The organism is Peribacillus sp. S4, assembly GCF_046715815.1.
In the GTDB taxonomy this organism is placed as follows: Bacteria; Bacillota; Bacilli; order Bacillales; family DSM-1321; genus Peribacillus; species Peribacillus frigoritolerans.
The window spans coordinates 1,644,829-1,668,563 of record NZ_CP175708.1 but is presented as its reverse complement, the minus strand read 5'-3'; the positions used below and the strand labels follow the sequence as shown (position 1 = coordinate 1,668,563).

Genomic DNA, 23,735 nt, shown 5'->3' with positions numbered 1-23,735 from the left:
TTATTGTTTTTCTATTGTCTCCGCAATTGTCGATATGACGTCATTTCCAACCATATCGCGAGTCTGGCGTATAGCATTATAGACCGCATTCGCATCTGAAGAACCATGCGCCTTAATGACAGGTGCCTTCAAACCGAAGAGGCCAGCACCGCCATACTCCGAGTAATCCATTTTATTTTTTATGACTTTTAGTTCTGGCTTTACCATTGCTGCAGCCAACTTACTTTTGAGGTTGCTCATCAAGGCAGCTTTCACCATTTTGAATACGCCCATAGCAGTACCTTCAAGAGTCTTTAACACCATATTCCCCGTGAAGCCGTCCGTCACGACAACGTCCGCCGGCCCGTTTAGGAGGTCCCTTGCCTCTACGTTACCTATAAAGGATATCTCCGATGATTGCTGCAGTAATGTAAAGGCATGCTTAGTCAGTTCATTCCCTTTTTTTTCTTCTGTTCCGATATTAAGTAATCCGACACGGGGCTTTTCGATTCCCCGCACTTTTTGGGCATAAACAGACCCCATTATGGCGAATTGAAGGAGATGCTCCGGTTTCGCATCGGAGTTCGCGCCTACATCCAGTAATACAAAACCCTTGCCATCGATCGTCGGAAGGGTGGGAGCCAATGCCGGACGTTCAATGCCTTCTATCCTTCCAACCACAAACAAACCTGCAGCCATCAGCGCCCCCGTATTGCCTGAAGAAATGCATGCGTCCGCTTCTCCGTCAGCCACTTGCTGTGCAGCCAATACCATCGAAGCGCTTTTCTTGCGGCGAACCGCACGAACAGGTTCATCGGTACTTAATATTTTTTCATCAGTATGTATAACCCTTATTCGGCCATGCTTCGCTAAGTATTGGTTAATCTCGGATTCATTGCCTATCAAGGTAATTTCCACATCGGAAAAAGCCTCGACAGCTTTCATAGCTCCCAAAACCTGTGCCTTGGGAGCATTATCGCCACCCATTGCATCTATCGTTATCTTCATTTTTTTCATCCTTTACTAGCAAGTTAAGAGCGATACATTTCGAACTCGCCTTTAAAAACCAGTTCATTACCTACGTAGCTTCTAACCTCCACCACGGAACGATCGTTGGTGTGGTCCACGTTTTTAACCCTCGCTTTAGCTACCACTCTTTCATTTTCCTTTACAGAACGAGTGAATAAAATGGATGCTTTCGCAGTTAATGCCAATTCATCATTTATGACTGCCACAGCCAATGAGTTTGCTTGGGCAAAAAGGTGATGTCCCCTTGCGATTCCATTCCGCTTAAAGACATGCTCTTTATTTATATCCAAAATCGAAATTGCATTATCATCTAAATTAAGATCAATTACTTCCCCGATGATTTCATCCAAAGGCAATGCCCTGATTTCGTCACTGAATTTTTTCTCGGCCACGCTTTTAATCCGTTCACGCAGTTCCGGTATCGATAATTCAAGACGGTCAAGCCTAATGGTCTGGACGCTCACCGAATATTTTTCAGCCAGCTCCTCATCCGTTACAAAAGGATTCTGTTTAATCGTTTCGATTAATAATTGCTGGCGTTCCTTCTTATTTCTTCGCATTTGAAGGTCACCATCCGTAGTATTATGACTAGGTACTAATAGTAGTATATATATTTTAAAAACAGATTGCAAGATATTGCGTAAAATCTCACAATCTGCTATTGGTTTTTTATTCAGTTCAGTCCAGCTTTTCTCCTGTAAATACTCCCGTTCCCTCTAAATAGTCCCGCAAAGGTGCATACTCCGGGGAATGCCAAAAGCTTTGGGAGGCAATCAATTTTGCTGCATCCATCCTTGCCACTTCAAGGGTCCTGTAATCATGGACCATGTCGGCTACCTTGAATTCGGGAAGGCCGCTTTGTTTTTTACCGAAGAAGTCCCCAGGTCCACGGAGTTCCAAATCTTTTTCGGAAAGGGCAAAACCATCGTTTGTCTCAGTCATGATTTTCATCCTCTCTTTGCCGACTTCCGTTTTCGGATCAGCCAGCAGGATGCAAAAGGACTGATCGCTCCCCCGCCCAACCCTTCCGCGCAGCTGGTGCAACTGTGAAAGTCCAAAGCGCTCCGCATCATAAATGACCATTACCGTTGCATTTGGAACATTCACCCCAACCTCGACGACCGTCGTGGAAACAAGGATTTGCGCTTCATTGGCACTGAACTGCTGCATCACTTCTTCCTTTTCATCCGCAGGCAGCCGTCCATGCATAAGACCCACTTTGTACCTGTTCGCAAAGTATTGTGTCAGCATTGCATGAACATCAAGAACATTCTGTAAAGAATCGAGTTTCTCCGACTCCTCAATCAATGGACAGATGACGTAAGCCTGTCTCCCTTTCTTTAGTTCCTTTTCGACAAAGGATAAGATCCGATCAAGCATTTGGTGTTTCGCCCAATAGGTCTCTATCGCTTTACGCCCGGCAGGCATTTCATCGATCGTCGAGACGTCCATTTCCCCAAACACTGTAATTGCGAGAGTTCGCGGAATAGGTGTAGCCGTCATGAAAAGTACATCTGGATTGGTACCTTTTTCACGAAGGATGCGGCGCTGCTCCACTCCGAAACGATGTTGTTCATCCGTTATGACAAGACCTAAGTTCCGGAAATTCACTTCATCTTGAATCAATGCATGAGTTCCTATCAAAAGATCCAGCTCCCCGGATTCCAGCATTTGCAAAAGTTCCTTGCGCTTTTTGCCTTTTACCGAACTTGTCAACAATGCGACCTTTACTCCACTAGGTTCCAACATGGCTTTCAGCGATTGTGTATGCTGCTCAGCCAAGATTTCCGTCGGGACCATAAGTGCACCTTGGAAACCTGCTGTAATCGTCGCCTTCAGGCATATGGCGGCAACCACCGTTTTCCCAGACCCGACATCCCCTTGAAGCAGACGGTTCATCCTGTAGGGAGACTTCATGTCATTCATTATTTCCTCGACGACCCTATTCTGAGCGTTCGTCAAAGGAAAAGGGAGGGTTTCAACAAAGGCTTCCAGCCGCTCCATGTCAAACTCCTGGCCTATTCCTTTTGACTGCTCCCGCTGTACTTTACGAAGTGCCTGCATTTTAAGTTGAAACAATAAAAATTCTTCATACACAAAACGGCGTCGGGCCTTCTTCACCTCATTGGCCGATTGAGGGAAATGCATGGTACGAAGAGCATCATTACGCGGCATCAGTTTGTATGCCGCCAATAATTGCGGGGGCAGATTTTCTTCTATCATTGTCCCATATTCAGAAAATGCATTGGAGATGAAGCGGCGGAGCCCTTTGACGGTAATGCTGCCCTTCACTGAGTACACCGGTTCGAACTCTTTCTCCCGGCTCCGGTCACCAACATGGCATTCCGAGCCTGTAATGGTTTGACGATGACGATCCCACTTTCCCGTTACCGTTACGGTTTCGCCGATCGCAAGCTTCGGCTTCAGATAAGGCTGGTTAAAAAAAATGACATTTATTAAATATCTCCCAGTCAAAACTTTAATCGTGAGCCTGGATTTTTTCTTTCCGAAGTACCCTAACGTGGGTACCGTATGAACTTTGCCTTCTACAGTAACCCGTTCATCATGCTCGACTGTTTCTAAATCCCTCAACCGGTAATCTTCATAGCGATATGGGAGGTGCTCAAGGAGATCCGCGACGGTATGGATCTCCATTTCCCCCAAAGCTGCTGCCGTTTCGGCCCCAATGCCTTTTACTGCGGTAATGGGTTCGCGTAAAGTCGAGTTCACTTCTTATTTAGCGGTAAGCCAAAGATTTTCGCTTCCAACTCCCGCCCAGTCGGTGTAGCCGCTAAACCTCCTTGTGCAGTTTCCCTAAGAGCAGATGGCATCGTTTGCCCGATTTTATACATCGCATCAATTACTTCATCACACGGTATGCGGCTTGTGATACCCGCTAAAGCCATATCTGCTGCAACCATGGCATTGGCTGCACCCATGGCATTACGCTTCACACAAGGCACCTCCACAAGCCCAGCAACAGGATCACACACAAGACCAAGCATGTTCTTTAATGTGATTGCCATCGCTTCTGCACTTTGTGCCGGTGTCCCTCCTGCCATTTCAACGATGGCTGCCGCTGCCATACCCGAAGCAGAACCGACCTCCGCCTGACAGCCCCCTGCGGCTCCAGAAATCGAAGCATTATTCGCTACTACAAAACCAAACGCCCCTGCTGTAAATAGGAACTCTATTTTCTGTTCCCGATTCGGTTTTAATTTATTTTGCAAAGCGAAAAGCGCACCAGGCACAACACCAGCAGATCCGGCAGTCGGTGTCGCACAAATCGTCCCCATGGCTGCGTTCACTTCGTTTGTTGCCACGGCTTTGCTTACCGCATCCAACAGCAGTTCACCGGATAAGGAGTTTCCGGATTTAATGTAATTCTGAAGAAGGACTGCATCCCCTCCCGTCAGGCCGGAAACGGACCGTACACCTTGAAGTCCTTTTTCAACTGCCTGTTCCATTACATCCAGGTTGACTCCCATCTGGCGGATGATTTCTTCACGGCTTTTTCCCGTTACTTCCATTTCCTGCTCGATCATCAGCGTTGAAATTTTTTTCTGCTTTGATTCAGCTAATTCTACTAATTCCGCTACATTTCGAAACATGATTTCTTCTCCTTCCTAAGTGGAAACGATTGCTCTATCAATCCACAATCCTTGCTACTTGAGTGATATTGGGGAGTGCTGTAATTTCAGCTATGACGTGATCCTCCAGGTTTTGGTCCACTTCAATCGTCATCAAGGCCATCTGCCCTTTCTCTTTTCGGGAGACTTCCATTTGGCCAATATTGATTTGATGCTTGGCTAATATGTTTGAAACATTGGCAATGGCACCAAATCGATCATCATGAACGACGAGTATGGCAGGGTTGTGCCCGGACAGCCTCAATTTAAATCCGTTCAATTCGACGATTTCGATCTTTCCCCCGCCTATCGATATTCCGACAAGTTCCAATTCACCATCATCATCACCAACTGTTATTTTTGCTGTATTGGGATGTTCCGGTACTGCCTCTTCTTCTCGAAATGTAATTTTCATTTTCTTTTTGCGTGCTATTTCCAGCGATTCTTTGATTCTCTCATCAAATGTATCAAAATCAAGCAAGCCTCCTACAATGGCTACATCGGTTCCATGGCCTTTATAGGTTTTGGCAAACGATCCGTAAAAAGAAATATGGGCCCATTTTGGTTCCCGGTCGAATAAATTCCTGGCAACCCTACCGATCCTTGCAGCTCCTGCTGTATGGGAGCTGGAGGGGCCGATCATAACAGGACCAATTATATCGAATACACTTCTAAATTTCATGATTAGCTCCTCCTTCTATTCACTTGGAGTCAGTTTAATAATAAAGCCTGATATATTGTAATTACAATTATGCTGTCCGTAATCCTTCTTTTCATAAAAATAAATGCTCTTTTCGTAAAGATTGTTGTTTTTAAAACGAAACTATTTAAGATTGATTGGAGCGGAAGTGCGAGACTCCTGCGGGAGCAGCGGGACAGGTGAGACCCCACAGGCGTTTACGCCAAGGAGGCTCACCGCCCGCACCAAGGAAAGCGAGCATCTGGAGGGGAAATCAACCACCCCTCACTACCTGGTAAATAGCAACAAAGTATGTGAAAACAGCCAAAATAAAACTGCATAGCCTAATGACATATGCAGTTTATTGCCTTTTATTTTTTTCGGGATCCTCCAAACATTATGACGGATAGGTTTCCCTTATTTTCATGTTCTCTACTTATTCAATTGAAAAAATGAAAGAATATAAAGGTTGTTTCCCATTATGGACTTCAACTTCAACGTCTTCGAAATTCTCATTACAAAACGCAACAAGACTTTCGACATCTTCAGCAGTGGCATCTTCACCATATAAAATGGTAAGGATTTCTGAATCTTCGTCAATCATATCGGAAAGAAGATCTTTTGCCGCTTGAGTCATGTCTTTATCCTTCACCTTGATGGTGCCTTCAGCAATTCCCATGAAGTCCCCAGTCTCGATTGCAAGACCGTCAATGTTGGTATCCCGGACAGCATAAGTAATCTGGCCCGTTTTCACATGTGAAAGGGCTTCGATCATCGCTTTTTTATTCTCTTCGGCATCAAGTGAAGGGTTGAAAGCCAACAATGCAGCCATTCCCTGTGGTACTGTTTTCGTTGGAATGACAGTCACATGATCCCCAAGTACATCTGCAGCCTGATTGGCGGCCATGATGATATTTTTATTGTTAGGCAAGATGATCACATGATCTGCATATGCCCCTTCGACAGCTTTAACGATATCTTCCGTACTAGGATTCATCGTTTGCCCGCCTTCGATGACGGACTTAGCGCCGATGCTTTTGAATAATTCGCTGATGCCAGCGCCCATCGCCACTGACACTACAGCGTACTTCTCTTTGGTGGGCGGTTTAGTTTGAAGCGGTGTATTCGTCTCACCTACAATCGCAGTATGCTGTTCACGCATATTATCGATTTTCATTTTTATTAAACTACCATATTGCTGTCCATAATTCAGGCAGGTGCCAGGCTGTTCAGAGTGAATATGTACTTTGACGACTTCATCATCTGAGATGACTAGTAAAGAATCTCCGTATTCACTTAAATCATTTCTGAATTTTTCTTCATCAAATGATTGATTGGCAAGTTTTTCACTTTCCAACCGGACCATGAATTCCGTACAGTAGCCAAACACGATATCTTCCGTGTTCATATGTCCTTGTACATTCATATGATGTTCGGCACTGATCATGTCATCCATGCTTGGACCATTAGCGGATCGGACTGGAAGGGCTTCACCTTTCAGCTCAGCAAGGAAACCTTCATATACGAACACCAACCCTTGCCCCCCGCTATCAACGACACCCACTTCTTTTAAGACTGGAAGAAGATCAGGTGTGCGTTTTAATGAAGCATTGGCCTCCGTAACGATTTCTTCCATTACCTGAATTAGATCTATATGCTTTGCTGCTGATGAAACCGCTTGCTTGGCTGCATCTTTTGCAACCGTTAAAATGGTTCCTTCAACAGGTTTCATAACGGCTTTATAAGCTGTCTGAACCCCTGCTTCAAAAGCTTGGGCAAATTCTTCACTATTGATTTCCGATTTATGTTCAATCGCTTTAGCAAAACCGCGGAACAGTTGCGAAAGGATAACTCCCGAATTGCCGCGTGCGCCCATAAGCAATCCTCTTGAAAGCGACGCACCCACTTTTCCGATGTGTTCCTGGACGTTATTTTGCACTTCCTTAGCTCCCGAAGTCATCGATAAATTCATATTCGTTCCTGTATCTCCATCCGGAACAGGGAAAACATTCAACGCATCAACCATTTGGGCATTAGCCGCTAAATGGTTGGCACCTTGAATGATCATTTCTGCAAAGCGCTTTCCGTTCAAACTTGTAATTGACACAAAACTTTCCTCCTATACTTAAGGGTTCGTCACACGAACTCCCTGTACAAAAATGTTAACGGAATCAACAGCTAATCCTACAGTTTTGTCCAGAGTGTACTTTACCTTTGATTGCACATTATGTGCAACTTCCGAGATTTTCGTTCCATAACTTACGATAATATACATATCGATATGAACTTCTTCCTCTTCTTGACGGACAATTACACCTTTAGTAAAGTTTTCTTTTCTTAAAATTTCGGCAATGCCGTCTTTAAATTGTTTTTTGGAAGACATTCCTATAATTCCGTAGCAATCCACGGCTGCGCCGCCTGCTACAGTAGCGATAACCTCATTAGAGATATCAATTTGTCCATACTTCGTTTGTAATTCGATAGACATTTTCTTTTCCCTCCCAAAAATCAAATCAACTAAAGACATTTTACTATAATGTCTATGGTTTTAAAAGTAAATGTCTTACGGTACTCTATATAATTCAATTTTGAAGTATGTATGTCAAGGTTTTTTTCTTGAAAGTAATTAACTGAAGTATTGCATTCTAGCGGTAGGTATGATAAATTATTAAAGTATTTTACAAAGACTTAAGACGACTGCGAAAAACTTAAGCTTGTTGTAGTTAGGAGGGAATTTGACATGGCACGTAAATGTGTAATCACTGGAAGAAGAACTCGTTCTGGTAACAGCCGCTCTCACGCAATGAACGCTAGCAAGCGTACATGGGGCGCTAACCTTCAAAAAGTACGTATTTTAGTTGACGGTAAACCTAAACGTGTATACGTTTCTGCAAGAGCTCTTAAATCGGGCAAAGTAGAACGCGTATAATGTTACGGCATCCTCTTAGGATGCCTTTTTACTTGTAATGGCCGGTATTTAATGGGGATGGTTTCAAATCCTTGACCAGGTCCAGTCTGCATCAAGAAGGATGCCTTCACCCATTAATGGATGGCCGCCCTATTTTACTAAAAAATAACACCTCCCTTAATTTGAGAGGTGTCATGGAGATAAGTATCAGCCTTTTTTAAACGCTCCGAGCATAGCCCTTACCAAACTGCCCAGAACTTTTGGCAATTTAATCGTATAAAATTTCATCATGCCCCTCCTCTTTGCATCCCACAATTAAAGATGAAGTGGAATTTTTCTATTACAACATAAGCTTTTAAGCGGATATAGGATGATCGTAATTATATCCGAATCTGCTCTAAGCATGAATTTTAATCACTGCTTCTTATCACCATTAATATGCCTTTCTCAAATGAAACATTCCCAGATTCGGAAATTAGTTCATTGCTGATGCAAAGCGTCGAACCCATTTCCAAGCTTGCATCGTCCAGCGGATATTTGAAACCCGAAAGAGTAATGCCGGTGACTTCAGCGTTTACTGGGAGCAAGGACAAGTATTTCTTATCATTCAAAGCAGTGACCTTATATGAACCTGCTGTCTTTACTGTGATTATATTTTGCCGATCGACTATGTATATATCCATATCACCATGATGAGGGAGGACACTTTCTTTTTGGAGCAGCTGGATATTCCCGAGAAAATGGTCCATTCTTCCCCCTGTTGCGCCCAGAATGTGAATTTCTCTTGGCTTTTGCCCCATTGCCCATTTAAATGCGATTTCTAAATCCGTTTCATCCTTTTCCGAGGAATAAAGATTGATTTCTTCCAGCATTTGCTCAATCTTTTCGTATTCACCTTCCGAAACCGAATCAAAATCCCCAAAACCGTACTTAGGTTCGATACCTTTTTCAAGCAGAGACCATACTCCCCTGTCAACCCCGACCCAAAGATCTGTCTTCTCCTTATACCATGTCAAATCCGGCCAAAAACATTCCGGACCTCCAGCCATTATACTGATAATCATCGAAATCATCCTTTTCCATATAAAAATCATATCCAAGGTGCCTTAGTTTAATTGATAAAAAAAGCCGATCACCATCATATGAATATGATAGTGTCGGCTTATATCACTTTCCCCGAATCTTTTGAATCGCTGCGTGTCGATCTTCCTGATCATATATTGCCGAACCGGCCACCAGGATTGTCGCCCCTTGTTGAATACATAGTTTAGCCGTTTCTTCATTTACTCCACCATCAATCTCTATCTCGAGATTTTGATTATACTTTCCTGCCATCGCCTTCACTTCGGCAATTTTCGGAAGAACGGATTTAATGAACTTTTGCCCCCCAAAACCCGGATTAACCGTCATCAACAATACCATGTCAATATCTTCGATTATAGGTTGTATCAAGGAAGCCGGAGTGGCTGGATTAAGCACCACGCCTGCCTTTACACCAAAAGATTTGATCAATTGAACCGTTCGATGCAAATGTGTGCAGGCCTCTACATGTACAGTTATATAATCAGCTCCCGCTTTCGCAAAGGACTCGATATAACGTTCAGGTTGTTCGATCATTAAATGAACATCAAGCGGAAGCTTCGTTACTGGGCGGATAGCATCAACAATTAGTGAGCCTATCGTTATATTCGGCACGAAATGCCCATCCATGACATCCACATGGATCAAATCCGCTCCGCCCCTTTCCACATCAAGAATTTCTTCTCCCAATTTTGCAAAGTCAGCTGATAAAATGGATGGTGCGATTTTAACCATTTTAATACCTCGGCTTTCTATCTCTTATTTCTTCTAAGAATTGCATATAATGCTCGTATCGATAACGGGGAATTTCCCCGGAATCAACCGCTTCCTTCACTGCGCATTTCGGTTCTTTATCGTGGAGACAGGCCCTGAATTTACAGTCTTCCCCATGCTTATGCATTTCCGGGAAGCAATAGGATAGCCGTTCAGCTTCCATTTCCATGAATTCAAGTGAACTGAACCCTGGAGTATCCGCGACAAGTCCAGAGCCAATATGGATCAATTCAACGTGCCGGGTCGTATGCTTCCCGCGTCCCAGGTGTGAAGAAATATCATCCGTCTTTAAAGCCAATTCCGGATTGATCGCATTCAGCAAAGACGATTTCCCAACACCGGACTGACCCGCAAATACACTGGTTTTTCCTTCTAAATACGGCACTAGTTCTTCAATCCCTCCGGCGGTAACGGAAGATGTCTCCAGTACAGTATAGCCAAGTTTCTGATAGTCCTTGATATACTGAGACAATTTCTTTTGATTTTCAGCTGTAACCAAGTCCAGTTTCGTCACGACGATAATCGGTTCGATTTCGTTATCTTCGATCAATACGAGAAATCGATCAAGCAAGGCTGGACTGAAATCAGGTTCCACTGCCGAAAAGACAAGGATTGCCTGGTCTACATTCGAGATTTGCGGACGTATCAATTCATTCTTTCGCGGTTTTATTTCGGTCACGGTCCCGTCCGTTTTATTTTCCGATTCAAAAACAACATAATCACCAACGAGCGGGGTTACCTTATTCTTCCTGAACAGGCCCCTTCCACGGCATTGATAGACCTCTTCACCATCAAGGACATAATAAAATCCACTTAATGCTTTGATAATTTTTCCTTCGGGCATAACCACACTCCTAATTATTAAATTTATTCTGGATATGAGACGGATTCGTCAATGATGACCTGATTGTCCCTCATGACTTTATATCCTGCTTTCTTATCCGGGGAAACCATTAATTCGATCGTTCTCTTCGCATCTTCCAATATATAGAATGTTTCTTGAGGCTCCGTCATGCTATTGTCGATATCCTCGATGAAAATTTGGATTTTTTGTGATTTGCCTGGCTCAACCGGATCATACTCGATTTTGACTTCCTCCGTTACACTCTTGGGCGGAATCTCTTCTTTCCCTTTTGAAATGACCACTTTCACAGTACTGCCCTTTTCCACCTTCGTAGCAGGTTCCGGTGACTGGGAAATGACAAGCCCCTCCGCTACGGAATCATCATAGATTTCTTCTTCGACATCGATCTTTATTCCACTTTCACTGGAATAATCATCAAGGGCAGCTTTATTGAACCCCGTTAAGTTCTTCAAGCTCAACAGATCTGCCCCTTTACTGACCGTCAGCTCAAGCTCCGTTTCGGATGGTACGACCTCAGTGGCACCCGAGGGAGATTGATCTATGATCGTGCCGGGAGCACTGTCATCATATTTTTCAGTAACGCTTATGTTTTTGAATCCCATTTTTTCAAGCAGGGATTTAACATCAGAGTAATCTCGACCTTCATAGCTGGACAATGAAATCGTCTCTTTACCAACGCTTTGATAAATATCGATCACTGCACCTTCCTTGACCGTCTTACCTTCCTTAGGATTGGTTTTGATCACAAGACCAGCTTCAACCTCTTCATCTTCAATCTCGATCGTCTCTCCAATTTCCAAATCCATTTCAAGCAATTCAGTAATGGCGTCATCCAATTCTTCCCCTTTAAGGTCAGGGATCGTCACTTCCTTCGAGACAAGGAGGGGAGGTAAAACTGTGACAGATAAAACAGCAAGCAGTGCGAGAACTAAAAAGGTGGTCACCAAGATCGCAGGCATGTTCTTTCGCTTTTTACCTTTGTGTTCCGACTTGTTTTTTTGTTTTTTCTGTTTCTTTTGTTTCTTCTGTTTCTTTTTTGAATTACTCTCTGCTTCTGATTCACTTTCCTCATCGTCCGCATAAACTAACGTATTTTTTTCAGGACCCCTTATGATTGTCTCATCGATGCTTGAAAGCTGATCATCCGTTATGACGGGGATGGCTTTTGTTGCATCATGATCTTCGGGAATCGCAAAAGGAAGTTCATTTGAACGCTCCGGATTAAGCGACGTCCGTATATCATCCTCCATCGAGTCCACACTCTCATAGCGGTAATATGAATCTTTGGCTGTCGCTTTCAAGATAATATTTTCCACACTCTGGGGTATCTCAGAATTCCAGCGTTTTGGCGAAGGAGTTTCCGATTGTAAATGTTTAAGAGCTATCGACACGGCTGATTCACCCGAAAAAGGCAATCTCCCCGTCAACAATTCAAACATGACGATGCCAAGTGAATAAATGTCCGATTTCTTATTGGCCATACCGCCTCTGGCCTGTTCCGGAGATAAATAATGAACCGAACCCAAGACTGCGTTGGTCTGCGTTATGTTTGTTGCACTTAGGGCCAATGCAATCCCAAAGTCCGTAATCTTGACGGTTCCTTCCTTATCAATCAAAATGTTCTGTGGCTTGATGTCACGATGGATGATCCCATTATGATGGGCATGGGAAATCGCTGCCGTGATTTGCCTCATGATATCCAAGGCTTCATCAACTGGAATTGGATAATATTTTTGTATGTATTGCTTAAGTGTAAAACCGTCAACGTATTCCATAACAATATAATAGATGGAATCTTCTTCACCAACATCATAAATACTTACGATATTGGGATGGGCCAAACTGGTGGCCGATTGGGCTTCCCGATTGAAGCGCTTGATGAACTCTTCGTCATTATTAAAATCCATGCGAAGGATTTTCAATGCAACATCCCTATCCAAGATCATATCCCTTGCAAGGTAAACATTAGCCATACCGCCGCCGCCGACCATCTGGATCAGTTTATAACGGCCGTTGATCCTTCTGCCAATCAACATTCAATTCACCTGCTTTCACTTTCTTCAGTAAATTGAACAAGCACAAGGGTGATATTATCTTCCCCACCGTAGTGATTGGCCTTATCTATTAATGAATTCGCCTTTTCTTCAAGTGACTGTGCATTGGTTACCGTTTCTTCCAGTTCCAGTTCACTCACTTTATTCGTCAATCCGTCCGAACAAAGCAATAGTAAATCATTTTCTTCGAAGATGACCGTCATAATGTCCATTTCCACTTGCATTTCTGTCCCCAAGGCTCGTAATAAAACATTTTTCCGTGGATGGTTTTCGGCATCTTCTTTCGAAATCTGACCGGAACGGACCAATTCATTAACGAGTGAATGATCTTCCGTGACCTGCTTAAAACCACTCTCATTATACAAATAACACCGGCTGTCCCCGATGTTGGCAATGGTAGCAAACTTGTCGGTGCAAATGGCTGCAACAATGGTGGTCCCCATGCCCTTACATTCCGTATTCGCTTCTGCATGTTCAAAAAGCAACTGATTGACCGTGAAGATTTGCTGCTTAAGCCAATCTTCGGCATCATTTGCCGTTTCGATTCCGGTGGATACTTCCCAGCCCTTTTTCAGAAGGTCTATCGTCATTGCACTGGCTACATCCCCGGCACGGTGGCCGCCCATGCCATCTGCAACGATGGCAAGGCGAACGCCTTCCGAGTTCTTAAAGATTCCGCCATTATCTTCATTATGCTGGCGGACTTTTCCACGGTCTGTCTTAAATATTGCCCTCATAGGGTCACCTCGTCTCTTCTTTGCGCTCCTTGGCCCGAAGCTGGCCGCAGGCTGCGTCAATATCACTGCCTTGTTCCCTTCGGATCGTTACATTAATGCCGCGCTTCTTCAATGTTTTTTCAAACTCAAAAATCTGGTCCCGAGGTGTTCGTACATAGTTGCGTTCCGGTACATAGTTAACCGGTATTAAGTTCACATGGCATTTTATCCCTTTTATTAAAGCTGCTAATTCTTCAGCGTGCTCCACTGAATCATTTTCGCCACCGAATAGACCATATTCAAAACTTACACGGCGGCCTGTTTTTTCTGTATAGTATTTGATGGCCTCAATCAGGTCTGGAAGTTTGTAGGCCTTATTGATCGGCATCAATTTACTTCTCAATTCCGTATTCGGTGCATGAAGGGAAACAGCAAAGTTTATTTGCATGCTTTCTTCGGCAAACTTATAGATTTTAGGAATGATTCCACTTGTGGAAACGGTAATATGACGCGCCCCGATGTTCAAGCCCTTTTCATGGTTTATATTCTTCAAGAATGACATCATATTATCGTAGTTATCAAACGGTTCACCGATTCCCATGATAACGACGGAACTAACACGCTCTTCCGACTCATCAAGTGCTTGCTGAACTTTAACGACCTGGGCAACAATTTCCCCTGATTCAAGATTCCGCTTTAAACCGCCAAGTGTCGAAGCACAGAATGTACAGCCAATTCTGCATCCTACCTGCGTTGTCACGCAAATGGAGTTTCCGTATTCATGACGCATCAGCACCGTTTCAATCGAATATCCATCTTGGAGTTCAAATAAAAACTTCATCGTTCCGTCATTGGACGTTTGCTGAATCAAAGTCTTCAATGTTGTGAAGGTGAATTGCGACTCCAACTTATCCCGTAATGATTTCGAAAGGTTGGACATATCTTCAAAACTGGAGACACGCTTTTTATAAAGCCAGTCATATACTTGCTCGGCCCGGAATGCCTTCTCTCCATTTTGAAGAAGCCATTCTTTAATTTGGTGAAGCTCCAATGAGTAGATTGATGGTTTTTCTGGTGTCGTGTCTTTTCTTACTCTAGATGATTTAGTGATTTCTGCCATTACAGCACCTTCTTTCTAAAACTCGCAATAAAGAATCCGTCACTGCTAAAATATTGCGGAAAAACTTGCAGCGTATGACCCTCGATATATGGCTGAACGCTTTCAGGCATTCTTGTGGACAAGGTTGCATCGCTTTCAAAATCCGGATGGCTTTCCAAAAATGCTGCAGCGACTTTGTCATTTTCTTCTTTATCCACCGTACAGGTACTATATACTAACCGTCCTCCTTGCTTAACAAGCGGGGCAGCCGATTCCAATAATTGTTGTTGTATACTTGAGAGTTTCATTATATCATCTTTTGTTTTAGTATACTTTACATCAGGTTTCCGGCGCATGACTCCCAACCCGGAACATGGTGCATCGATCAGGACCCTGTCAAACCCTTCCTTATTAAAGTGCTCTTGCACTTTTCTGCTATCAAGGGCCATTGTCTTAATATTGTTTCTGAGTTTTAGGCGCTCCGCCTGCTCTTTAATTAGCTTGACCTTATGTTCATGAAGGTCGAGTGCATATACTTGTCCTGTGGTCAAGCCTTCTGCGATATGGGTCGTTTTCCCTCCAGGTGCAGCACAGCAATCGAGCACAGCATCATTTTCATTCGCACCCAATGCATGGGCAACTAGCATTGAACTCTCGTCCTGAATCGATAAATACCCCATTTTATAGCTTTCTGAATGAGCAAGATTCCCTTTATAGCTGATGATTGCTTCGGGAACGACTTCACTCGCTTCAACATCATATCCTTCTTCCGTTAATATGCTGATCAGTTCACGGCGTGAGATCTTTTTTAAGTTAACACGTCCTGTCTGTAATGGCGCAGTTAAGTTGATTTCACACATTTCCTTGGTTTTTTCATAGCCAAATTGCTCTACCCAACGCTGGACCAGCCAAATAGGATGACTCACTTCTATGGAAAGCCGTTCCAGATCATTTTTAATTTCCTCTAAAGAAGGAACACCATTTCTTTGAATATTACGAAGCACACCATTGACCATCGAAGAGGTGCCCTTGTGTCCGCGCTTTTTGGAAATTTCTACGGCCTCGAAAATGATTGCATGATCAGGCACTTTATCTAAATAGACCATTTGGTAAACGGAAAGTCTAAGTAAATTGATGACCCAGCTTTGCGTTTTTTTAGGTTGTTTAATAAACGGGTTCAAAAAATAATCCAAAGTCATTTTCCTCTGGATGGTACCGTAGCTTATCTCTGTAAGCAAACCGCTGTCCACGGCGGATAACTGGTGCTTTTTAATCAAGTTGTTCAATAATAGGTTACTGTAGGATTGGTTTTTCTCTACAGATTCCAAAATATCGAGAGCGATTTCACGTACTCCCTTTTTAGTTTGCTTCATTCTGTTCTCCTAACTTCATGCCTGCTTTAATGAACGATCCGGCTCCGCGCAAGTAATCTTTCGCCGGCATTTTTTTCTTTCCTGAAGGCTGCAGTTCTGTTACTAGTATTGCCTTCTCATTGCCTGTCGAAACGATGAAACCATCATTTTGTACCTCAACGATCGTGCCCGGCAAGGCCTGCTTGCCAGCTTCCAATTTCTTTACTTGCCATATTTTCATAATGGAACCGTCTAAGGTTGTATAAGCAACAGGCCAAGGATTCAGGCCGCGTACATGGTTATAGATGTCTTCCCCTGATTTCGACCAGTCGATTTTTTCCTCCGACCGTTTGATGTTAGGCGCAAAAGATGCTTTAGCATCATCTTGCTTGATTGCCTGTAACTCTTCATTTATAAGTTTCGGAAGTGTCTCCGCAAGTAAATCCGATCCTACCTTGCTTAATTTATCATGCAGTGTACCAACATTGTCTTCTTCCTCTATAGTAACTTCCGCCTGAGTCAATATATCACCGGCATCCAATTTTTCTGCCATATACATGATGGTTATCCCTGTCTTTTCTTTCCCCTGTAAAATGGAATAATGAATTGGCGCCCCTCCACGCAGTTCAGGAAGCAGGGAGGCATGTACATTAATACAACCGTACTTAGGGGCATCCAACAATTCATTCGGAAGAATTTGTCCGAATGCCGCCGTCACCACTAAATCAGCATTCAATGCAATGATTTTTTCAAGTTCTTCTTTTTCCCGGATTTTTTCAGGCTGATAAACGGGTATCCCATGCTTTTCGGCTTCGACTTTAACTGGCGGCGGCGTAAGCACCTTTTTGCGGCCCACTGGACGATCTGGCTGTGTGACAACAGCGATCACATCATACCCTTCATCAATGATTCTTTTCAATACCGGCACCGAAAAGTCCGGTGTACCCATAAAAATTATTTTTGTCATTCTTCTCCATACCTTTCTAACTCTTCTTCCGAAATATACCGGGAAACCTTACTTGTAAATAAGACTCCTTGCAGATGATCGATTTCGTGTAGAAGGGCCCTTGCAAGGAAATCCTCCGCTTCTATCTCGAAATAAGATCCTTTTCGGTCTTGTGCCCGGACTTTGACACGGTAAGGACGCACTACTTCACCATATAAACTCGGGAAGCTCAAGCATCCTTCAACACCTGTCTGTTCTCCTTCCAATTCCAGCACTTCCGGATTAATCAGTTCGATTGCACCTGATCCTTCCTCTATTTCAACGACGGCCACTTGCTTTTTCACGCCAACTTGAGGTGCTGCAAGTCCAACGCCATCCGCCTCCACCATCGTTTCATACATGTTATTTAACAGCTTTGCCAACTTTTTATCAAAACTTGTTACTTTATCGCATTTTTGTTGTAAAATTTTTTCAGGAAACAAAACAATCGGTAAAATAGCCAAAATTAAAGGTACCCTCCTAGATATGAAAAACAACACTTCATTATATAAAAACGCAAGCTGTTACAGCTCGCGGTAATCATCCATCTCTAAAATAATTACATCATGATCTGTGGATTTAAATCTATTGAAATCTGCAGATGATTTTGAGCGGTTTCTTTTTGGTAATGCTCTAAAAGTGTGCGTAAATGCTGATTCAGGTCCGGCTCTCGTTTGTATTTTATCAGACATTGATAGCGATATCTATTGTTGATTCGACTAATGGGCGAAGCAACCGGACCTAGTACGACAGAATCCCGATTCAATCGCGAGCCTAAATAATTGGTGATTTTCTCAGTAACACTCACCGTCTTCATTAAATCTTCATGTGAAACGGTTATAAGGACAACATAATAATATGGAGGGTAATGACTTTGCCTCCTTAGATACATCTCCCGTTCATAAAAAGCATCATAATCCTGCAGGGCAGAAAGCTCGATGCTGTAGTGCTCAGGCGTATAGGTTTGGATGACCACTTCTCCCGGAAGCTGATGACGTCCCGCCCTTCCGCTGACCTGCGTCAGCAACTGAAATGTCTTTTCCGAAGAACGGAAATCAGGCAGATGTAGCATCGTATCGGCTGAAAGGACTCCAACAAGAGTGATATTAGGAAAATCAAGGCCCTTGGCTATCATTTGGGTGCCTAGCAATATATCCGCTTTTCCTTCACCAAAGGCATTCAGCAATCGCTCATGTGAACCCTTCTTACTCGTCGTGTCAACATCCATTCGTATGACCCTTGCTTCAGGCAGGATTTTTGCAAGCTCTTCTTCAACCTTTTGAGTTCCTGTACCAAAGAACCTTATATGTTCACTTTCACATTCAGGGCAAACGGAAGGCATTCCCTCTTCAAACCCACAATAATGGCATTTCATTATATCATTAAAGCGATGATATGTAAGTGAAATGTCACAATTAGGGCAGTTGATGACCAATCCGCAGCTTCGACACATCACAAAGGAAGAATGCCCCCTTTTATTTAGCATCAGGACAGTTTGCTCCCCCTTCTCAAGCCGGTCTTTCAGCTTGGTAAAGAGCAGCTCCGAAAACATGGAACGATTTCCCGTTCTTAGTTCTTCCCTCATATCTACAATATCCACTGCTGGCAAAGCATTTTTATTCATCCTCTGGCTAAGGGTCAATAATTTATAGACATTTTTCTTGGCTCGAGCAAAAGATTCAAGTGTAGGTGTGGCGCTGCCAAGAATAACCGGACAACCATATGATTTTGCTCTTTCAATGGCAACATCCCTAGCATGGTACCTTGGTGTTTCTTCTTGCTTATAACTGGATTCATGCTCTTCGTCAATGATGACCAGCCCCAGGCTTTCAAAAGGAGCAAACACAGCAGAACGCGCCCCGACCACCACTTTTACTTCTTTGCGGTGAATTTTACGCCATTCATCATATTTTTCACCTACGGATAAACCGCTATGCATGACAGCTACCTGCTCCCCAAATCGTTCCTTAAACCTCTTCACCGTCTGTGGCGTCAAGGAGATTTCAGGTACAAGCATGATGGCTTCCTTCCCTTTTTCAATAACAGAGGCAATTGCCTGTAAATACACTTCCGTCTTCCCGCTGCCGGTTACACCATATAAAAGGAATACATCATGTTCATCATGATGTATTTTCTCTTGGATCGGCTTTAATGCAGCGGCTTGTTCAGCTGTCAGTGTAAAGGGAATGGATTTTTCGAACACACGGTTTTCATAAGGATCACGGTATACTTCTTGATCCATTTCAGCCAAGGCCCCTTTTGAAACTAGGGATTTGACGGTACCGCTTGATGTGTTCATCAATTCAAGCAATTCCTTTAACGGGATGGGTTCTTGATGTTCAATAAAGTATTGAAGGAGTTCCTGTTGTTTTTTTGCATGGCTGGATATGGCTGATGCCATTTCTTTCAGTTCCATAGGGGAAAGCAAAGATTTAATGACTCGGACCGTCTTCTTGTTAAGTCGGTTTTTCACATTGTATTCGAGCTCAAGATTGCCATTTTGCATTTCCTTTTGGACCAGGGAGGCATTCTCTCCTTCAATCACGTCTTTCCAAGATAATGAATCACTTTTTCCGAAAAGGTTTTGAATGGAGGGAGGGATCTGGTCCTTTTTATCTTCAACGACTTTAATGACTTTTTCATACTTTGCTTTCATCGCTGCCGGAAGCATGGCCTGTAGCGCTGAAATTTTAAAACACATCGCCTCCTTGGTCAACCAGTCACCTAGCTGAAGCAATTCATCATTGATGATGGGCTCCAAATCCATTGGTTCCTTTATAAAGCGTAATTTCGCAAAGTCGCTTTTAGCTTTTAAGCCTGTGACGAACCCCTGCACCATTCTTGGACCGAATGGGACGATGACTCTCATTCCGGGCTTGATGACTTGGTTCCACTTTTCAGGGATGCGATAGTCGAATTCTCGATCCGTTTGTTTAGCAGGTACATCCACGATGACGGATGCTATATCCATAAGACATCATTCCTTTTGCTTGCGAGATACTTCTGACAGGATGCTTTTAGCTATATCCGCTTTACTCATTTTTGGAAGTTCGGTCGCACTTCCATCTTTATCGTAAATGGTCACGATGTTCGTATCCGTTCCAAATCCTGCCCCTGCAACGGTAACATTATTGGCAACGATCATATCTGCATTCTTTTTGACCAATTTTCCTCTTGCGTATTCTTCAACGTTGTTCGTTTCAGCCGCAAAGCCCACCAAAATCTGATGCGTTTTATTTTCACCGAGTTCCTTTAGAATATCCTTTGTCCGTTCAAATTCAATCACATTTTCCCCTGGCTGCTTTTTCATCTTTCGAGTATGATAGACCTTCGGTTTATAATCCGCCACTGCAGCCGTCATGATTACGACATCACTGGCAGCGAACTGATCGAATACCGCATCATACATATCTGCTGCTGATTCCACTGATATTACTCTGGCCTTGGGAGGTGGCATCAAGTTCACTGGGCCGGTAATCAATGTCACCTCAGCGCCCATTTCAATTGCCGCTTCGGCTAAGGCATAGCCCATTTTGCCGCTGGAATGGTTCGTCACAAAACGCACCGGATCAATCGCTTCACGTGTCGGTCCTGCCGTGATTAAATATTTCTTTCCTTTAAGAGGCTGTTGCTGTAATTTGCGTTCATTGAAATATCGATTAAGATGTTCTACGATTGTTTCAGGTTCCTCCAATCGCCCTTTCCCTACATATCCGCAGGCCAAATACCCTTCACCCGGTTCAATGAATTGATATCCAAACGACCGAAGTGTCTCCATATTTTTCTGAACCGCTGGATGTGCGTACATGTGCACGTTCATTGCCGGCGCAACCCAAACAGGTGCTTCCGTTGCCAATAGGGTGGTCGTGATCATATCATCCGCGATTCCATTGGCTACTTTGCCAATGACATTGGCTGTAGCTGGAGCCAACAGGATGATATCAGCCCAATCAGCCAAGTCGATGTGGGCAATGACTGAAGAATCCTTCTCATCAAAAGTATCTGTGTACACATCATTTCTCGAAAGTGCTTGAAAGGTGAGCGGCGTTACGAACTTACGTGCCGATTCACTCATGATCACTTTAACATGCGCACCTTCCTGAGTTAATTTACTTGTCAGGGCAGCAGCCTTATATACAGCAATCCCGCCGGTGACACAAAGAAGTACTTTTTTATCGATAAGCATGCAAATTTCCCCTAACTATACATTCTATTCTTTCTAATTATGACGGAAAACCGAAGAAATTTCATTTGAAATGCGCAATAACCTATGGATTCCCCCAAACATTACTTTAAAAAAAATCAAAACAAACAGGCCTGACACCTTGGCCGCAGGAAGGAAGCACTTTCTAAATGTAACGCTCCTGTTTGCTTTAGGGTGTCAGGCCCGATAGGTCAAGCTCTGTGTTCTCTTAGTTTTCCTCGTAAGAATTATCGTAAGTCAATTTACCGGAATGAATTTCTTCAAGGGCACGACCTACCGATTTATGGGAAACCGGTTTTATAAGGCAATTATCTTTAATCTGCATTTCCCTGGCGCGTTTAGCTGCCACCGATACAAGTGAGTATTTAGAATCGATTTTAAGTAATAGAGAATCAATTGATGGATATAACATGATTTATTCCGCCTCCAACATTTTTTTATATAAAACTGCAACTCTTTCCCGACGGCAATGCTCGGCAATTACAATTGCATTAATTCTAGCACATGCTGCATCCACATGATCATTTTCAACAACATAATCGTACAGATCCATAAGTTCTATTTCTTCCTTGGCCACTTTCATCCGGCCTTTTATCGCTTCCTCCGTCTCGGTTCCGCGAGTAACGATGCGGCTTTCGAGTTCAGTCAAACTCGGAGGAGCAAGGAAAATGAAAAGTCCTTCAGGGAACTTCTCCCGGACCTGTTTAGCTCCTTGAACTTCTATTTCCAGAAATACATCTTTTCCGGAATCGATTGTTTCACGGACATAATCCACGGGTGTTCCATAATAATTACCGACGAACTCAGCATATTCCAGCAATTTGCCTTCTTCGATCAGTGCTTCGAATTCCTCGCGTTTTTTGAAGAAATAGTCCACTCCGTCCACTTCACCATGGCGAGGCAGCCTTGTCGTCATCGAAATTGAATATTCGAATGCCGTTCCTGGCTGAGAAAAAATCGCCTTCCTAACAGTTCCTTTACCAACACCGGATGGTCCGGACAAAACGATTAATAAACCTTTTTCTCTCATATTGTTTCAGTTACCCCTCTTCTACGCTGTCATCTCTATCTTGTAGCCGTGCAGCAACCGTTTCAGGTTGAACGGCAGATAAGATAACATGGTCGCTGTCTGTAATTATAACGGCCCTGGTTCTTCTGCCATATGTAGCATCTATTAAGGATCCGCGATCTCGGGCGTCTTGGATGATCCTTTTTATCGGAGCCGATTCAGGGCTCACGATGGATACGATCCGGTTCGCGGAAACGATATTCCCAAAACCAATATTAATGAGCTTAATTGACATTTTTGTCCCCCATTCATATCTATTGTCACCTTGTTAGGTTCATCATAAACCGACTACTCGATATTTTGAACCTGTTCCTTTAATTTTTCAAGCAAACTTTTCATTTCCACCACATCTTTCGTAATGGCCGAATCATTTGCCTTTGATCCAATCGTATTGACTTCCCTATTCATTTCCTGGACAAGGAAGTCAAGTTTCCTTCCAATTGGTTCACTATGGGTAAGGGTCCTTGAGAATTGCTGTAAATGACTATCGAGTCTGGTCAGTTCTTCATTTATATCACATTTATCAGCAAAAATGGCCGCTTCTGTCACAATACGGCTATCTTCAATCAAACCATCAGTCAACTCGGCCAGTTTGATTTCCAATCGGGCTTTATATTTTTCGACGACTGAAGGTGCATGCATTTTGACTCCTGCTACAATCTCACCAAACTTTTCAAGCTGGCGTTTCATGTCCGAGGCAAGTTCCTGACCTTCGAGATCCCGCATTTTTTTCAGATTTTCCAATGCCCCCGTGACGGCCTTCATTAAAAGGGATTCCAAATCGGCAGGAACCGCAGGTACTTCTTCCGTCATGAAAATCGATTCAAGTTGCAGCATATCCTGTAATGTAATTGAACTTTCCAGATTGTATTTTCCCTTGACTTCATCCATCAATCCCACATATTGATCAGCAAGATCCCAATCGATCTTCACCTTTTTGGAAACCAGGCTCTCACCTTCCACTGTAATGAAGATTTCCACCCGTCCCCTTCTTATGTATTGATTCGCCTTCTTTTTCACCTTTTCTTCCAAAACCAAAAGCTGGCGCGGCATTCGAATCGTATATTCACAAAAACGATGGTTAACGGTCTTGATTTCAGCAAAAACCCTGACCTGTTCGTTTTCCGCTTCTTCTCTTCCATAGCCCGTCATACTGGTAACCATGGTTCCACATCCTATCAAAACATAATGTAGTAATTTGGCCTTTTGACATTCATTATATATTAGCTAAAGTACGGAAACATTAGCTTACAAATAAAATACCATAAAAATAAAAAGGCAATAGAGCAAGACTCTACCACCTTAAAGATTAT

24 protein-coding genes are annotated in these 23,735 nt (G+C 43.3%); 1 reads left to right on the top strand and 23 read right to left on the bottom strand.

Annotation, left to right across the window (positions count from 1 at the left end; genetic code table 11):
- The 7 genes from plsX to ACJ9PY_RS08060 all read right to left on the bottom strand — a co-directional run bounded on the left by plsX (nucleotide 1) and on the right by ACJ9PY_RS08060 (nucleotide 7,804).
- On the bottom strand, nucleotides 1–987 hold the full coding sequence (plsX, locus tag ACJ9PY_RS08090; protein WP_034313740.1) for a phosphate acyltransferase PlsX: 987 nt from the start codon (nucleotides 985–987) through the stop codon (nucleotides 1–3).
- Between the two features lie 23 nt (nucleotides 988–1,010).
- A complete protein-coding gene (gene fapR, locus ACJ9PY_RS08085; protein WP_034313744.1) occupies nucleotides 1,011–1,568 on the bottom strand; it encodes a transcription factor FapR in 558 nt (185 codons plus the stop codon).
- Nucleotides 1,569–1,686: 118 nt separating this feature from the next.
- A complete protein-coding gene (gene recG, locus ACJ9PY_RS08080; RefSeq protein ID WP_054396921.1) occupies nucleotides 1,687–3,738 on the bottom strand; it encodes an ATP-dependent DNA helicase RecG in 2,052 nt (683 codons plus the stop codon).
- Nucleotides 3,735–4,619, bottom strand: coding sequence for an L-serine ammonia-lyase, iron-sulfur-dependent, subunit alpha (gene sdaAA, locus ACJ9PY_RS08075; RefSeq protein WP_063576897.1), 885 nt, complete (start codon nucleotides 4,617–4,619; stop codon nucleotides 3,735–3,737). Before sdaAA ends, recG begins: the two co-directional genes overlap by 4 nt.
- Before the next feature lie 37 nt (nucleotides 4,620–4,656).
- A complete protein-coding gene (gene sdaAB, locus ACJ9PY_RS08070; protein WP_034313754.1) occupies nucleotides 4,657–5,319 on the bottom strand; it encodes an L-serine ammonia-lyase, iron-sulfur-dependent subunit beta in 663 nt (220 codons plus the stop codon).
- A gap of 433 nt (nucleotides 5,320–5,752) precedes the next feature.
- Complete coding sequence (locus ACJ9PY_RS08065; protein WP_034313758.1) at nucleotides 5,753–7,423, bottom strand: DAK2 domain-containing protein; 1,671 nt, start codon at nucleotides 7,421–7,423, stop codon at nucleotides 5,753–5,755.
- Between the two features lie 18 nt (nucleotides 7,424–7,441).
- Nucleotides 7,442–7,804 (bottom strand): Asp23/Gls24 family envelope stress response protein, encoded by a 363-nt coding sequence (locus ACJ9PY_RS08060; RefSeq protein ID WP_034313762.1) that lies wholly within the window; start codon nucleotides 7,802–7,804, stop codon nucleotides 7,442–7,444.
- Between the two features lie 252 nt (nucleotides 7,805–8,056).
- Between ACJ9PY_RS08060 and rpmB the strand changes: the two genes are divergently transcribed.
- Nucleotides 8,057–8,245 carry a 50S ribosomal protein L28 gene (gene rpmB, locus ACJ9PY_RS08055; RefSeq protein ID WP_034313767.1) on the top strand — a complete coding sequence of 63 codons (189 nt, stop codon included), beginning with the start codon at nucleotides 8,057–8,059 and terminating at the stop codon, nucleotides 8,243–8,245.
- A 186-nt stretch (nucleotides 8,246–8,431) separates the two neighbouring features.
- Here rpmB and spoVM read toward each other — a convergent pair whose 3' ends face one another.
- From spoVM to ACJ9PY_RS07975, 16 genes are all read right to left on the bottom strand, one after another.
- Complete coding sequence (spoVM, locus tag ACJ9PY_RS08050; RefSeq protein WP_034313769.1) at nucleotides 8,432–8,512, bottom strand: stage V sporulation protein SpoVM; 81 nt, start codon at nucleotides 8,510–8,512, stop codon at nucleotides 8,432–8,434.
- 122 nt (nucleotides 8,513–8,634) lie between these two features.
- Entirely contained in the window at nucleotides 8,635–9,288 is a 654-nt protein-coding gene (locus ACJ9PY_RS08045; protein WP_063576898.1) for a thiamine diphosphokinase, read from the bottom strand.
- A gap of 103 nt (nucleotides 9,289–9,391) precedes the next feature.
- Complete coding sequence (gene rpe / locus ACJ9PY_RS08040; RefSeq protein WP_411739754.1) at nucleotides 9,392–10,039, bottom strand: ribulose-phosphate 3-epimerase; 648 nt, start codon at nucleotides 10,037–10,039, stop codon at nucleotides 9,392–9,394.
- Between the two features lies 1 nt (nucleotide 10,040).
- Nucleotides 10,041–10,922 (bottom strand): ribosome small subunit-dependent GTPase A, encoded by an 882-nt coding sequence (gene rsgA / locus ACJ9PY_RS08035; RefSeq protein ID WP_268936709.1) that lies wholly within the window; start codon nucleotides 10,920–10,922, stop codon nucleotides 10,041–10,043.
- Between the two features lie 23 nt (nucleotides 10,923–10,945).
- Nucleotides 10,946–12,979, bottom strand: a complete 2,034-nt coding sequence (gene pknB, locus ACJ9PY_RS08030; protein WP_063576900.1) for a Stk1 family PASTA domain-containing Ser/Thr kinase — start codon at nucleotides 12,977–12,979, stop codon at nucleotides 10,946–10,948.
- Nucleotides 12,980–12,984: 5 nt separating this feature from the next.
- Nucleotides 12,985–13,734 carry a Stp1/IreP family PP2C-type Ser/Thr phosphatase gene (locus ACJ9PY_RS08025; RefSeq protein ID WP_034313784.1) on the bottom strand — a complete coding sequence of 250 codons (750 nt, stop codon included), beginning with the start codon at nucleotides 13,732–13,734 and terminating at the stop codon, nucleotides 12,985–12,987.
- A 4-nt stretch (nucleotides 13,735–13,738) separates the two neighbouring features.
- Nucleotides 13,739–14,833 (bottom strand): 23S rRNA (adenine(2503)-C(2))-methyltransferase RlmN, encoded by a 1,095-nt coding sequence (rlmN, locus tag ACJ9PY_RS08020; protein ID WP_034313788.1) that lies wholly within the window; start codon nucleotides 14,831–14,833, stop codon nucleotides 13,739–13,741.
- Nucleotides 14,833–16,185 carry a 16S rRNA (cytosine(967)-C(5))-methyltransferase RsmB gene (gene rsmB / locus ACJ9PY_RS08015; protein ID WP_096338243.1) on the bottom strand — a complete coding sequence of 451 codons (1,353 nt, stop codon included), beginning with the start codon at nucleotides 16,183–16,185 and terminating at the stop codon, nucleotides 14,833–14,835. The genes rlmN and rsmB overlap by 1 nt, the downstream gene beginning before the upstream one ends.
- Nucleotides 16,172–17,131: a methionyl-tRNA formyltransferase gene (gene fmt / locus ACJ9PY_RS08010; protein WP_411739753.1), complete on the bottom strand. Its 960-nt coding sequence runs from the start codon at nucleotides 17,129–17,131 to the stop codon at nucleotides 16,172–16,174. Before fmt ends, rsmB begins: the two co-directional genes overlap by 14 nt.
- Nucleotides 17,128–17,613 carry a peptide deformylase gene (def, locus tag ACJ9PY_RS08005; RefSeq protein WP_034313798.1) on the bottom strand — a complete coding sequence of 162 codons (486 nt, stop codon included), beginning with the start codon at nucleotides 17,611–17,613 and terminating at the stop codon, nucleotides 17,128–17,130. Before def ends, fmt begins: the two co-directional genes overlap by 4 nt.
- Nucleotides 17,614–17,708: 95 nt before the next feature.
- Nucleotides 17,709–20,120 (bottom strand): primosomal protein N', encoded by a 2,412-nt coding sequence (priA, locus tag ACJ9PY_RS08000; RefSeq protein ID WP_411739752.1) that lies wholly within the window; start codon nucleotides 20,118–20,120, stop codon nucleotides 17,709–17,711.
- Between the two features lie 6 nt (nucleotides 20,121–20,126).
- Nucleotides 20,127–21,335, bottom strand: a complete 1,209-nt coding sequence (gene coaBC / locus ACJ9PY_RS07995; protein WP_411739751.1) for a bifunctional phosphopantothenoylcysteine decarboxylase/phosphopantothenate--cysteine ligase CoaBC — start codon at nucleotides 21,333–21,335, stop codon at nucleotides 20,127–20,129.
- A gap of 226 nt (nucleotides 21,336–21,561) precedes the next feature.
- A complete protein-coding gene (gene rpoZ, locus ACJ9PY_RS07990; protein ID WP_034313807.1) occupies nucleotides 21,562–21,765 on the bottom strand; it encodes a DNA-directed RNA polymerase subunit omega in 204 nt (67 codons plus the stop codon).
- 3 nt (nucleotides 21,766–21,768) lie between these two features.
- The gene (gene gmk, locus ACJ9PY_RS07985; protein WP_034313809.1) at nucleotides 21,769–22,383 is read right to left on the bottom strand and encodes a guanylate kinase; all 615 of its coding nucleotides are present in this window, start codon (nucleotides 22,381–22,383) and stop codon (nucleotides 21,769–21,771) included.
- A gap of 10 nt (nucleotides 22,384–22,393) precedes the next feature.
- On the bottom strand, nucleotides 22,394–22,657 hold the full coding sequence (gene remA / locus ACJ9PY_RS07980; protein ID WP_034313813.1) for an extracellular matrix/biofilm regulator RemA: 264 nt from the start codon (nucleotides 22,655–22,657) through the stop codon (nucleotides 22,394–22,396).
- 53 nt (nucleotides 22,658–22,710) lie between these two features.
- On the bottom strand, nucleotides 22,711–23,586 hold the full coding sequence (locus tag ACJ9PY_RS07975) for a YicC/YloC family endoribonuclease (protein WP_057278429.1): 876 nt from the start codon (nucleotides 23,584–23,586) through the stop codon (nucleotides 22,711–22,713).
- Nucleotides 23,587–23,735 lie beyond the last annotated feature (149 nt).

Bases quoted from the DNA above. Each gene is read 5' to 3' on its own strand.
- plsX (WP_034313740.1), bottom strand. From the start codon at position 987: ATGAAGATAACGATAGATGCAATGGGTGGCGATAATGCTCCCAAGGCA.
- fapR (WP_034313744.1), bottom strand. From the start codon at position 1,568: ATGCGAAGAAATAAGAAGGAACGCCAGCAATTATTAATCGAAACGATT.
- sdaAA (WP_063576897.1), bottom strand. From the start codon at position 4,619: ATGTTTCGAAATGTAGCGGAATTAGTAGAATTAGCTGAATCAAAGCAG.
- sdaAB (WP_034313754.1), bottom strand. From the start codon at position 5,319: ATGAAATTTAGAAGTGTATTCGATATAATTGGTCCTGTTATGATCGGC.
- ACJ9PY_RS08060 (WP_034313762.1), bottom strand. From the start codon at position 7,804: ATGTCTATCGAATTACAAACGAAGTATGGACAAATTGATATCTCTAAT.
- rpmB (WP_034313767.1), top strand. From the start codon at position 8,057: ATGGCACGTAAATGTGTAATCACTGGAAGAAGAACTCGTTCTGGTAAC.
- spoVM (WP_034313769.1), bottom strand. From the start codon at position 8,512: ATGAAATTTTATACGATTAAATTGCCAAAAGTTCTGGGCAGTTTGGTA.
- ACJ9PY_RS08045 (WP_063576898.1), bottom strand. From the start codon at position 9,288: ATGATTATCAGTATAATGGCTGGAGGTCCGGAATGTTTTTGGCCGGAT.
- rpe (WP_411739754.1), bottom strand. From the start codon at position 10,039: ATGGTTAAAATCGCACCATCCATTTTATCAGCTGACTTTGCAAAATTG.
- rsgA (WP_268936709.1), bottom strand. From the start codon at position 10,922: ATGCCCGAAGGAAAAATTATCAAAGCATTAAGTGGATTTTATTATGTC.
- pknB (WP_063576900.1), bottom strand. From the start codon at position 12,979: ATGTTGATTGGCAGAAGGATCAACGGCCGTTATAAACTGATCCAGATG.
- ACJ9PY_RS08025 (WP_034313784.1), bottom strand. From the start codon at position 13,734: ATGAGGGCAATATTTAAGACAGACCGTGGAAAAGTCCGCCAGCATAAT.
- rlmN (WP_034313788.1), bottom strand. From the start codon at position 14,833: ATGGCAGAAATCACTAAATCATCTAGAGTAAGAAAAGACACGACACCA.
- rsmB (WP_096338243.1), bottom strand. From the start codon at position 16,185: ATGAAGCAAACTAAAAAGGGAGTACGTGAAATCGCTCTCGATATTTTG.
- fmt (WP_411739753.1), bottom strand. From the start codon at position 17,131: ATGACAAAAATAATTTTTATGGGTACACCGGACTTTTCGGTGCCGGTA.
- priA (WP_411739752.1), bottom strand. From the start codon at position 20,120: ATGGATATAGCATCCGTCATCGTGGATGTACCTGCTAAACAAACGGAT.
- coaBC (WP_411739751.1), bottom strand. From the start codon at position 21,335: ATGCTTATCGATAAAAAAGTACTTCTTTGTGTCACCGGCGGGATTGCT.
- rpoZ (WP_034313807.1), bottom strand. From the start codon at position 21,765: ATGTTATATCCATCAATTGATTCTCTATTACTTAAAATCGATTCTAAA.
- gmk (WP_034313809.1), bottom strand. From the start codon at position 22,383: ATGAGAGAAAAAGGTTTATTAATCGTTTTGTCCGGACCATCCGGTGTT.
- remA (WP_034313813.1), bottom strand. From the start codon at position 22,657: ATGTCAATTAAGCTCATTAATATTGGTTTTGGGAATATCGTTTCCGCG.
- ACJ9PY_RS07975 (WP_057278429.1), bottom strand. From the start codon at position 23,586: ATGGTTACCAGTATGACGGGCTATGGAAGAGAAGAAGCGGAAAACGAA.